The 13,344-nt window shown below is 44.4% G+C and carries 4 protein-coding genes; 2 read left to right on the plus strand and 2 right to left on the minus strand.

The window, feature by feature from the left end:
• Nucleotides 1–374 precede the first annotated feature (374 nt).
• The gene (locus tag IQ263_RS01545; protein WP_194065850.1) at nt 375–1,592 is read right to left on the minus strand and encodes a hybrid sensor histidine kinase/response regulator; all 1,218 of its coding nucleotides are present in this window, start codon (nt 1,590–1,592) and stop codon (nt 375–377) included.
• A 340-nt stretch (nt 1,593–1,932) separates the two neighbouring features.
• Entirely contained in the window at nt 1,933–8,409 is a 6,477-nt protein-coding gene (locus tag IQ263_RS01550; protein WP_194065851.1) for a PAS domain S-box protein, read from the minus strand.
• Between the two features lie 1,286 nt (nt 8,410–9,695).
• On the opposite strand from IQ263_RS01550, the gene ppsA reads away from it, so the two are divergent.
• Nucleotides 9,696–12,170: a phosphoenolpyruvate synthase gene (gene ppsA / locus IQ263_RS01555; RefSeq protein WP_194065853.1), complete on the plus strand. Its 2,475-nt coding sequence runs from the start codon at nt 9,696–9,698 to the stop codon at nt 12,168–12,170.
• A 313-nt stretch (nt 12,171–12,483) separates the two neighbouring features.
• Nucleotides 12,484–12,816, plus strand: coding sequence for a hypothetical protein (locus IQ263_RS30075; protein ID WP_445286312.1), 333 nt, complete (start codon nt 12,484–12,486; stop codon nt 12,814–12,816).
• The last annotated feature ends 528 nt before the right edge of the window (nt 12,817–13,344 follow it).

The following is a 13,344-nucleotide window of genomic DNA, read 5'->3' on the forward strand; positions in this document are numbered from 1 at the left end:
TGCAGTAGGTTATATCAAATCCGGTAACATCGGAATTATATAGTGCGGTCAAACGACAGGACACTAGATTATTGACTTCGCACCACACCTAGCGGGCTAAAATTATCATTTTTTTATTGATATTACAACTCTACTCTGTTTTAATTTACAACCTTTGACAGGGAAATAGCAAGGGTCAAGGCAAAAAAGCGCGGATTGTCGAGAAAGAGTTGCATTCGTGACTGCGAACGTAGGTCAATTACAGTGAATTTACGGAATACGCTAGGAAATTGTCTCGGTTGAATCACTGATAAGTAACGCCGGTTTGTAGTGAGGACTTTAGTCCTCACTACGAACCCGATCGAAAACCTAATTGTGAGCTTAACTCTGGTTATCTAATTGGTCGGTTGAGTTGGCTGCTGTTTGGGCAGCACAACTGTAAATACGCTGCCTTTACCGAGATTAGTGCTAATAGCAATCTCGCCATTAAACGGTTTTAAAAGTTCAAGGCAAGTATAAAGTCCGAGACCAGTTCCTGTCGGTTCTCCTTCGGTTTTTTCTTCGCCTTTAGGTGGCTTTGATGTGTAAAAAGGGTCAAATAGTTTTGATAAATCTTCAGGTGTTATACCGCATCCGTTATCTGAAATATCCATGTATATGTTGGAGTCATCTTGCCGGGTCACTATAGTCAGTTCCCGGATTTTCTTGGCCCACATAGCATCCATTGCATTATTGATTAAGTTATAAAAAACTTGAGATATATAGGAATAAATTAAGGGAATGGTGACAATTTCGTCGTCATAAAAATATTTTTTTCTAATCTTATTTTTAAAATACATATTTCCTTCCAATAACTGAATTTCTCGTTGTACTAAATCGTTGATATTCACAGGCTGCAAATCTTGCTTTTGCTCTTCTCTGCTTTTCATCATCAGAGTATCCATGATCTGATTAATTTTTGTGACAGCTTGAAAAATATATTTTGTGTAACTAAAAAAAGAGTCTTCTTGCATTTCTGTGGCTTTTGTTTCAATCAATTCGACGCTAGTCTGGATTACTTGCAGCGGACTTCTGAAGTTGTGCACCATGCCCTGAGTCAAACGTCCGATGATTGCTGTTTTTTCCTGGTCGATCAATTGCTTGGTTTTTTGTTCGACAAGTCTTTCTAGGTTTTGGTTGAGGTGGGCGAGTTCGAGGTTTTTTTCTTCGAGTTTTTTTTGCAAGCTGCGGATTGTCAGGTGAGTTTCAATGCGGCTCAATACTTCTTCGTGCTGGAAGGGCTTGGTGATGTAGTCAACGGCTCCTGTCTGAAAGCCTCTTACTTTATCGAGGGTGTCGGAAAGGGCGCTCATGAAGATGATGGGAATGTCTCGGGTTAACTGGTCTGCTTTCAAACGCAGGCAAGTTTCAAAACCGTCAATTCCTGGCATCATGATGTCCAAAAGAATTAAGTCGGGATGAATGTATTCGATTTGCTCGATCGCGCTTTCGCCGTCTAGAGCCACTAATACTTTATAGCCGTAATTCCTTAACAGCTCGAAAAGTACGTCGAGATTGGTTTGGTTGTCATCTACAATTAGTATGATGCTTCTTGTGGAATTCTGATCTTTCATATTCAACGGAAATCTTCAAATTTTTGATTTGTGGGTTGTCAATTGTGACTTACAATCGGATTCAACTAATGTTCTGCGGCTTTAGAAACCCCGTTGCTTCGTAGATGATTCTATTTGCAACCACCGTTTTAGGGCGAGAATGTTCAGTTAACAGTGTTTATTTTCTGCTGATCCCCTAAATCCCCCGGATAGTCGGGGGACTTTGATCGCTTAGGGTTCCCCCATTCTTCAAGGGGGCTAGGGGCGATCGGGTTTAATCCAAGCGTATTGCGTTATTGACAATGACGATCGGGGCGCGAGATTTAACTAATTTTAAATTTTCTCTTAACTACCCTCAATGTTAGGACAAATGTTGCTTCAAAAAGTCTCGAATTTGCTTGAGCTGAAATCCTTTAGTAAGTTGCCGCAGGCGATCGACGAAAGGCGCTAATGTCGGATCTGAATGTTCGAGTTTAGCAATTTCCTCCAGAATAGCTTCAATATCGCCCATTGCAGCCAATCTTAACAAGACTAAAATTGACTCTGAGCTAGGAGACACTATTGTTGAGTCAGCAGCAGCAATCTCAGATGATATTTTGGGAGTTTGAGCTTTCCGTTTTTTGGTTCCTGTTCCGTCTTCGTAAATCCATTCTAGTCTCAAATGCAGGCGCAATAATTCTAAAAGCTCGTTAGTTTGAATCGGCTTGGTGAGAAAATCATTGCAACCTGCAAGTATACTCTCTTGCCTCGTAATCTCGTAGACGCTAGCAGATAAAGCAAGGATAACCGCATCTTTTAATTCCGGCAACTGTCGCAGCAGCTTGGTAGCTTCCCAACCGTCCATTACCGGCATCAACAAGTCCATTAAAATTATATCCGGTAGAAATTCCTGTGCTTTTTGCAAGCAGTCTTCGCCGTCTACGGCTTGGGCGATTTCAAAACCCAAACGAGAAAGCATCCTGTTTAGGATGGCGCGATTTACTTCGTTATCGTCCACTATCAGCACTTTCCGCTGGCGGCCGCTAAAACCGACAAGCCGGCGTTTTTCTTGCGGGGCGGGGAGTTGAGAAGACTCGGCGACTGCGGGCAAGTCTAGATCCAACCAAAATATGCTGCCTTTGTCCGAGGTACTTTGAACGTGAATTTTGCTGCCCATCATATTGACTAATTTTTGACTGATGGAAAGCCCCAGTCCGGTACCTTCGACGAAATTGCTACGATCGCCCACTTGATGAAAAGGCAAAAATATTTCTTCTAATTTATCCTGCCCGATGCCCATGCCAGTATCTTCGACTTGAAAGCGAATTTTAGCAACTCGTAATTGCTTTTTATTGGCTGCTGAAATTATCGCTTCGCCCGCTTCTTGTGTTGCCATCGGCGCGGCTAAATTTGTGATTAAATTGTTTTTTTTGGGCGCTAGTTTTGGCTTTAATTTCAATTTTTGGCTGTTAATTTGAGGAGGTTTTTCTACCGAATTTTCTGCATAACCGACTTTGAATGTTACCCCACCGCTGTTAGTAAACTTAACTGCATTGCTGAGCAAATTAATCAAAACTTGGCGCAACCTTTTTTCGTCAGCCAAAATTGTGTCTGGCAGCGCTGATACTTGCTCATAATTAAAGGTTATTCCTTTTTGTTGCGACCGCATCTGGAACAAATCCACAATACTTTTAACAAAACTGGGAAAATGCACGTCTATCGGTGACAGTTCCATTTTACTAGCTTCGATTTTTGAGATGTCTAAAACGTCATTAATCAGCGTTAGCAGATGGTTGCCGCACTGGTGAATGCTGTTGAGACTTTCCTGCTGATCTGCCGTTAAATTGCGATCGGTTTTTAGCAGTTGAATGTATCCTAAAATTCCGTTCAAAGGTGTCCGCAATTCGTGGCTCATGTTGGCGAGAAAGTCGCTTTTAGCGCGATTGGCGGATTCGGCGGATTCGGCGGCTAATTGCAGGGCAGCTTCTGCTTGTTTGCGATCGGCAATTTCGGTTTGTGCTTGTTCAAATAGGGTCGATTGCTGGATCGCGATCGCCAACTGCACCCCCAATTGTTTCAGGCACTCTGCCTCCATTTTTTGCCAGGGACGCGCGCCCTTGCAGTGGTGGGCAATTAACAGCCCCCACAAGTTTTGGCCTTGCAAAATCGGCACTACCAGACTCGCTCTCACCTGCAACCCAGCCAACAAAGTCAAGTAACATTCGGCGATGCCGGCATTGTAAACATCATCTGTGGCTCTAATTCTACCGTCTTGGTAAAGAGAAGCGTAGGTTTCTCCAAAACAAGGGTCGTAAATTTCTGTTCCTAGAATTTGTAGGGAATTGTCAGCTACCGACTCCACAGCGATAAACCCGCTCCAATCCGACTTAAATTGGTAAATAACAGTGCGGTCTACTTGCAAAAAATGTCGCACTTCTTCGACAGCGTTGGTGAGAATTTCTTCGAGATTGAGAGAAGAACGAATGCGTTCCATCATGGCTGTTGCCAACTGTTCGCGCTTTAATTGCTGGTGCAAAAGTGCTTCGGCTTCTTTGCGTTGGGTGATATCGGTAATAACTGCAATTAAGCCGATAGAATGGCAATTTTTATCTTTAATAGTGTCGGCTCGCACCAGGGCGGTAACAGCTTCACCGCTCTTAGTTTGCAGCCGAATTTCGCCGCACCAAGAGCGACCTTGGCGAATGTTTTTATAGATTTGTTTGTAAGTTTTAGGCCGGACATAAAGGGCTGCGCGATCGCCGAGAGCGTTGAGTTCTTCTACCCTGTAGCCGTAACGCTGAATGAAGGCTTGATTGTGGTAAAGAGACCGCCCTTTTAAGTCGGCGATGGCGATCGCGTCGCTGGTACTTTCGACGGCTTGAGTGACTTGCAGCAAAGCTAATTCTACTTGTTTGCGATCGCTGATATCCGTCATCGAACCCACCATCCGCAGGGGGTTTCCGGCTTCGTCCCACACTGCTTGAGCGCGGGCTAGCACCCACTTGTAGCTGCCGTCTTTGCACTGCAAGCGGTATTCGGCGGCGTAATTGAGGGTTTGGCGATCGAGATAATCTTGGAGCGCTGCTTGCACTCGCTCGCGATCGTCTGGATGGATGCGATCGATCCATTCGCTGTTGCAACTGTCGATTTCGCCGTCTGCATAACCGATAATTTCTTGCCAGCGGGCAGATCGAAAAGCTTCATCTGTTTGAAGATTCAGATCCCAAATTCCGTCTTGATTGCCTTTAAGAACTAACTGCCACCTTTCTTCACTTTTACGCAATTTTTCTTCAGCTTGTTTGCGCTGAATGTGAGAAGCTAATTGAGTTGCTACCGCCTTGACTAACTCTAGTACGCGCGGCTCCATAATCGAGCGAGAACGCTTGCAAAATAGTAAAACTGCCAGCACCTGAGATTTAGTGCGAATCGGCACTCCGAAACAAGCTTTCAATCCGATTGCTGCCGCCATTTGCGATCGGGCAAACAACGAATTATTGACGGCAGAAATATCTTCCATCCATTCTACATTTTGGGTTGACCAAATCCGTCCCGGCACTCCCACTCCGGGGGCGAATCTAATTTTCTTACTTTCGCGGCCGAATTTATCTAAATCGCGATCGCTAGCATACCAAGTTTTGCTGTGTTCCAAAACACTAGCATTAGCCGCAGGTATCCAAGCTTCCGCAAAATCCCAGCCGATCGCATTGCACAACAACCGCAAAATATCCGGGAGGGCGCTGTGAAAATCTGCCGACTGACTAATTGCTTGAGTTGCCGCCAGCAACAGCTTAATTTCATCTTCTGCTTGCTTGCTTTCAGTAATATCAGTTCCCGTACCGAGAATTTGTTTTAACTTACCCTCTGCTGTTTTAGCAAAAACAGTATCTCGGCTGAGAATCCAGCGCCAAGAACCATCCTGATGCCTGACGCGGTATTCAATTTCAAATATATCCCCTTCAATGCCAGTTTCGACTTGCTGTAAATAATCAGGCATTTTGATAGCATCTTCCGGGTGGATGAAACTTGACAGCATCCACGGCCCGAGCGCCAAAATCTCCTCTACCGTATAGCCGAGAATGTGATAAATAGAAGCATTTGCATAGATATTTTTTTGTTCTATTAAGTCACAAACATACAAAATATTAGGACTTGCCTCAGCAATTCGAGCACCAAACCGCTTGCTATCTTGTAACTCTGCTTCAGCTTTCTTTTTCGCAGCAATATCGCGAACAATGCAAATTATTTCGCCGTCTGGTAGGGCTGTCAGCGAGATTTCTTGAGGGAATTTAGATCCGTCGCGGCGGCAGCCTACAGCTTCCGTACTGCAATAACCTTGCCGCGCTAAAGTCGGCATAATTTCCCCCTCAAACCTTGCAAGTTCTGCGCCTGCATAAAACATTTTCCAACTTTTGCCCAACATTTCTTCGATGGAATTGTAACCGTAGATTTTGAGTTTAGCTGCGTTGGCATAAATCACCTCTCCGCTGGCATTAACAATGCCGATGCCTTCGGAAGCCGCTGCCATTGCTGCGGCTTGTCGCTGGAGTTTTGACTCGAAACGTTTGCGGTTGGTGATGTCGCGGACAATCGCGATAATTTCGTCATCCGTGCAGAAGACAATTCTCGCTTCAAAATGGCACAGTGCATCCTGAATTGGCAGTTGATATTCTAGAACTTGAACCTCCCCTGTATCGAGGGCTTGTTGATTAGCGGACAAGATTTCTTCAGCAAAAGCAGACGGCAATATGTCTTGTGCTTTTTGGCCAATAAATATGTTTGCTGGTACTAGAGTCAGGAGGTCTTTTGCGGGTTTAAAGTCTACCAAAGTACCGTCGGCGCGACAGCGAAAAATTATGTCAGGTATCGCGTTTAAAAGAGCGCGGTTGGTGGCTTCGCTCTTACGTAATTCAGCTTCTGCTTGTTTGCTCAGTGTTACGTCGCGGGCCACTGCATAAATCAAACCTTCTTCGGCAAAGGGCGATGCCGTCCACGACAGCCATTTATAACTACCATCACGGCAAATATAGCGGTTTTCTAAGTTAATGACGGGGTTGCCATTTTTTAGTGTTTCTACCGCGGCTGTAGTTATTGCTAGGTCTTCGGGATGCAAGAATTCTAGAAAAGGTTTGGCTATAAGTTGGGCTATGCTGTAACCTAATAGATTTGACCAAGCAGAGTTTAAGCGTTTGAAATAGCCGTCAAAACCTGCAATGCAAAGTAAATCTAGGGAAATATTAAAGAAGCGATCGCGCTCTTGCTGGGTTTGTTTTAATTCAGTGATATCCATCACCAAACCATCCCAAATGATATCGCCGTTGGCTTGTTTTTCCGGTTTGGCAGCGCCTTGCAGCCATTTCACTCGTTCTCCCACAACTTGCCGCCACTGGTGTTGCCAAGCTTGCTGGGTTGTCGCTGAATTTGCGATCGATCGCTGCAAGTCTGAGATGTCGTCAGGATAAACTGTTGCAAAAGGCAAATGGGCATTTTTTTCGATTTCTTCCGGTCTTAAATTGTAGAGCTGGATACTACCAGAAGAAACATAGGGAAAAAATGTTTTCCCATCAACAGATAGCCGAAATTGATAAATCATTCCCGGCACGTTGGCAGCCATTTTTTGAAATCGAGCTTCGCTTTCCTGCAGCGCTATTTGCTGGCGTTTGTACTCGGTCACATCTCGCATTGTTCCGACCAACATTTTAGTACCGTTGGTTTTATTGAAAACCGTCTTTTTTGTAGATATAATCCGCTTTTTTCCTGCGGAATCAGTAAAGGTTTCTTCTGTTTCTTGAGGCAGGCTTCTTTGAAAAACTTCTCGGTCTTGCTGTTCAAAAAAATTTGCTTGTGCTGCGGGTAAAAACTCGTATCCAGATTTCCCAATCAGTTCCGATCGCCCTTTCCCCATCAACTCGCAAAAAGCGTCGTTTAATACAACCCACCTGTGCTGCTCGTCTTTGACAAAAATTGGATCGGGAGTAGCATCGATCGTGTGATTCAAAAACTCTTTTGATGCTTTTAATTCATCTTCGTAGCGGTAGCGATCGCTCACGTCCAAAATTATTTTAATCATCCGGTCGATCGAGCCGTCTCTGCCGCGAATACAGCGTAGCGAAACTCTCGTATAAATAGTTTTTCCGTCTTTTTTGCGCCACCTTTTATCTAAAACATAGCCTTCACTTTTCCCTGTCAGAATTTTATTTAACTGCTCTAAACTGGCAGGCAAATCTTCATAAAAACTCCAATTTTCCCAATTTCCCTGCAGAAGTTCTTGGCGGTTGTATCCCAGCAAATCGCACAAAGCATCGTTAACTTCCAACCACTCGCATTTGCCGACTAAATCGGGGGAAATTGGAGGAGCAATAATTGCAATTCCGACGAGGGAATTTTCGACTACCGAGCGATATTTTTCTTCGCTTTTTTGCAAAGCTTCTTGGTTGTGCTGCCGCTCGACTGCGTAGCGGAGCGATCGCATTAATAATTCGCTGTCAATTTTTCGCTTGACTAAATAATCCTGAGCTCCTGCTTGGATTGACTTCACGGCTAGTTCTTCATCGTTGCGGGCAGTCAATACGACGATCGGAGTATTGAGGCTGTATTCTTGTATCTTGACAATTGTACTCAAGTCTTGGCTGTCTGGCAGGGAAAGGTCTAGTAAAATCACATCAAAATGTTCGTCCCTCAAAAGTTGCTGCGCTGTGCTGAGACGGTCTGTACAGCTTACAGAAAGCCTTTGCGCTTCTGGTCTCCTGACGTTTCTTTCTAATAATAATTCTTCGATCAGCTCGGCTTCGGCTTGATTATCTTCGACCAAGAGAACTTTAAAGCCGTTTTTCTTTCCGGTTGAGTTCAAAACTGATATCATATACCTTGTTTTTTGTCCTAAGGCAGTCGAGCTAACTATTATAGCATATAAATAATTTAATACCCCAAAATACCGCTACTCAAAGTTAAAAAACTGCCGGTTTAACAACTACAGCCTTTGGAAGGTAATATGAGTTACAGCTCGTAGGGAAAAAGGTAATTGAGCATGGAAACAAAAGCTCGCAGTTGACAATTTTTATTACCAGTAACCCATTACAAAGGTTATATAGCCTTTCTCTAAAAGGTGAAGTACCAGTTTTGCTATGAAAAGCTTGACACTGTAAGGGTTGCAGCATACCTCGGCACACCTCATAGGAGAGCTTGAAAGGCTATAAAATAGAATTGAGTTGCATAAATATTCGATCGCTCTGTTAACCGCAGATTTCCCAAGGTGCGACACAGATCGAGGCAGATCATTCAATAATTTAAAGCCCTTGAGGGCAACTCAATTCTAATACTCTAGAACGAGTGTTTGCGCTCCGATTAGGTTAAGCCAATCAGGAATCAAACTTTTGCGTTGCGGTTTTGAGAAGTTCGGTTTTTTCAATAAACAAAGCTGCTTGGTGTTGTGTTTTTTGGGCGATCGCCCCCAGCAACCAATTCTTTTTTGCCCGTAGATTCGGCTACCAAAACAATCCCAGCCCTGTCCCCGCACAGCGCGGTCAGTGCAAAAAAACCGTGGCAACTATCTTAGATATTCATCTGTCCGCCAGTTTTTTTTATAATAGCTTACATAAAATCCCCAGAGCCATTTCTTAACTTTTTGCAATGATTTTTTTTTCTACCAGTCTTGCTATTTATAAAAAAAGTGATACTATTGAAATATAGGCAATCAAAAACTCTGCTGGATACAGCCTAGGAAAAAACTCGATAAACTTCGCGAAAAAATACCTTAAAAAGTTGACAGTTTTTTGTTGACCGTCTTTTGCCCCGGCCCAAAAGCGATACACAAGTTGAAGGTAGAACTCGCGATCGAGCCAAAAGTTGAGACGAGAGTTTAAGCTTGTGGATTCAAATGATGTTAACGGTTAACAGTCAACAGTCAACAGTGAATTTACTATTTCGATGAAGAGAGGATTTGATATAAACCCCAGATGAAAGGCGAATCGACACAGATCCAGGCTATTTCAGATTATTGGTGAATGAATGGAAGAGGTACAATCTCAAATCTCATATAGCGGTTCTTAAAACAGTGAGGTATGCCCTAGGCCGGATAGTACCTCCTATGAGAGCTTGAAAGGCTATATCAACTGACAGAACAGAAATGAAGTTGAGAGGAAAAAACTCATGCTAGAAAAATTAGCAAGTCAACAACAACTTTTAATTCCCAAAGAAAAAGCCTTAGTATTGTGGTTTGATGAAGTCGGGATCGCCGACATCCCATTAGTAGGCGGTAAAAATGCTTCTTTGGGCGAAATGATCCAACAGCTAAAACCCAAAGGAGTCAGCGTCCCCAACGGATTTGCAACTACAGCATACGCTTACCGCTACTTCATCTCTGCGGGGGGTTTAGAAGCAAAATTGCGCGAAATATTTGCTGATTTAGACGTAGAAAACCTGCACAACCTACAACAAAAAGGCAAGGAAGCGCGCGGATTGATTCTGAGTACACCATTTCCAGAAGAACTGCAAGCGGCGATCGCCGATGCTTACGAAAAATTGTGCGATCGCTACGGCGAGGGCACCGACGTAGCAGTACGTTCCTCCGCCACCGCCGAAGACTTACCAGACGCGAGTTTCGCCGGACAGCAAGAAACCTACCTCAACGTTCACGGCTGCACCGGCGTGCTCGAATGCTGTCACAAATGCTTCGCCTCCACCTTCACCGACAGAGCAATTTCCTACCGCCAACTCCGAGGTTTCGACCACTTAGAAGTCGCTTTATCCGTCGGCGTGCAAAAAATGGTGCGATCGGACTTAGCATCCTCCGGCGTCATGTTCAGCATCGACACCGAAACCGGCTTCAAAAATGCCGTATTAATTACCGCCGCCTACGGATTAGGAGAAAATATCGTTCAAGGAGCCGTAAACCCCGACGAATACCTAGTTTTTAAACCCACATTAAAACAAGGTTTCCGCCCAATTCTCGACAAACTGCTCGGTACAAAAGACATCAAAATGGTGTACGATCTTGGCGGTTCTAAATACACCAAAAACGTCTCAGTATCGCCAAAAGAACGCGGCAAATACGCCATTAACGATGACGAAATTCTGCAACTAGCACGTTGGGCAATACAGATCGAAGAACACTATTCCCAAGTGCGGGGAACCTACACGCCGATGGATATCGAGTGGGCAAAAGACGGCAATACTGGCGAACTCTTTGTCGTCCAAGCGCGACCGGAAACAGTACAATCACAAAAATCCGCTACAGTTTTGCGGAACTACAAATTGCACGGTTCCAGCACAGTTTTGGCAACGGGACGCGCCGTGGGCGAAGCGATCGGACAAGGCAAAGCCCATATCATTTTAGACTCTCACAAAATCGCCGAATTTGAAGCTGGAGAAGTTCTTGTCACCAACAAAACTGACCCGGATTGGGAACCGATCATGAAAAAAGCCAGCGCCATTGTCACCAATTCCGGCGGCCGCACTTGCCACGCTGCCATCATTGCCCGAGAAATGGGAATTCCCGCAATTGTCGGCACCGGCGATGCTACGACAGTCTTGCAAAACAATCAAGAAATTACTGTTTGTTGTGCCGAAGGAGACGAAGGCAAAGTTTATTCGGGTTTACTGGAGTTTGAAATACAAGAAAGTGCAATCGACAATTTGCCCCGCACCCGCACTCAAATTTTAATGAATGTCGGCAACCCAGAAGAAGCTTTTAGTTTGTCAGCAATTCCTTGCAACGGAGTAGGCTTAGCGCGGCTGGAATTCATCATCGCCAACCACATCAAAACGCACCCCCTGGCACTGATTCACTTTGACGAATTGACCGACGAATCCGTCAAGCGTCGAATTGGCAAACTCACAGCACTTTACGAACACAAACCAGATTTTTTTACCGACAAATTAGCCTGCGGAATTGCCACCATCGCCGCCGCATTTTATCCCAATCCTGTCATCGTGCGGATGAGCGATTTCAAGAGCAACGAATATGCTAATCTTTTGGGAGGGCGGCAGTTTGAACCCAAAGAAGAAAACCCGATGATTGGGTGGCGCGGCGCTTCTCGCTATTACGACCCGAATTACCGCGAAGCTTACGCTTTAGAATGCAAAGCATTGAAGCGAGTTCGCGACTCCATGGGCTTGACAAATGTGATTCCGATGATTCCGTTTTGTCGCACGCCGGAGGAAGGCCGAAAAGTCTTAGCTGAGATGGCAAAACACGGTTTAGTCAAGGGTGAAAACGGCTTGCAAGTTTATGTGATGTGCGAATTGCCCAGCAATGTCATATTTGCTGATGAATTTGCCCAGGTTTTTGATGGATTCTCGATCGGCTCTAACGATCTAACTCAGCTAACATTAGGATTAGACCGAGATTCTGCTTTAGTCGCCCACATTTTTGACGAACGTAATGAAGCTGTGAAGCGGATGATAGAAATTGCCATTAAAGCGGCGAAAAAGTACGATCGCAAGATTGGGATTTGCGGTCAAGCACCAAGCGATTATCCTGAGTTTGCTCGATTCTTGGTGGAGTTGGGAATTGATTCGATTAGTTTGAATCCCGATTCGGTTTTAAAGACTTTGTTGGATGTTGCGAAGGTGGAGGCTTCTAGTACATTGATGGATTTAGCGGCGGATGTTGCTAAGGTTTAACCGTTTTGGTTTTTGAGAGGAACCGGATTTTTTCCAACCGTTCGATCGTTCGGATTTTAGTCCTCTGATTTAAAGAGGATTAAAGTCCGAACGATCGAACCTATTACGGGCTTGTCTGTTTTTGAACTAAACCCGGTTTCTCCTGTCTAGTTTTGTAAAATAACCGCTCTCCCGCGAGTAGCAGCCAGCAAACGGCTAACGCACCGGCAAAGTTTCAAACTTTTCCGGGAACTTTTATGATTTAAAACCGTCTCTCGGCGGATAATTTTCTGTTGTCGATCGCCTAAATTAAAGAAAATATTCCCCACACAAGTTGACTAAATGTACTAACTGCTATCTTGATTATTTTCATAGGTTTAGCTCCGTCGCTGCTGTCTTTGTGGGTGATGCGATCGGCCAGAGCCAAGCCCAAGATAAAATTGCAGCGGTCGGGCTAGCGGTAGCAAACATACCTGTGCGAAATCAACTAGCAACGGTCGATCGCACTTACGTAGAAGACCTCGGTTATGCGATCGGCGAGATCGCGAGTACAACGCCCGCTCTCATTACATCCGTTGTGCAGTCAATCTTTCTGGGCCCTGTCTTGATTGTCGCTACTACCGAGCCAGAACTCTTGACGTTCGCGGTGAAAAGATATAGCTTGTAATGGGGCTACTATCTACGTAAATTTGCTGATGCAGTAATTGATAAGTTAGTATGTACTTAAGTGTAAGGATTGTTGTTGGATCTTTTTCAGCACAAGCCGTGCCACAACTCAGCAATTAAAAATTAATCGAGCAGTATTGCTTGGTTACAGTTGCTATAAGTGGCAGACTGCGAGCCGGTGCTTTTCTAGTTGAGGACTTGCACGCAAAAACCAGGTTTAGAGAATAAATCTGAATTTGGTGGCGAAAAATCTAGGAATCAAGTTAGTTCCGACTCTCCTAGACGCCCTCCTGCAGTTGAAAAAATGAGCGAATAAAAATCGCCAGTAGCTGACGAACACATCTGCAACTCGATTTCTGCAAAACATCATGAAAAATTGTGTACAAACAATTGTCCCGACCATTAACCTCAAACATAAACTCGCTAGAAGACTATAAGTTGACAGTTGGAGTGAGAAGTTTCTTGCTAGCTGTACCAATCTGTTTTTGTGCAAATAAACGCAGTCTCAAACCAGAATTGTTGTCTCCAG

This window comes from Tychonema sp. LEGE 06208 (genome assembly GCF_015207505.1).
In the GTDB taxonomy this organism is placed as follows: Bacteria; Cyanobacteriota; Cyanobacteriia; order Cyanobacteriales; family Microcoleaceae; genus Microcoleus.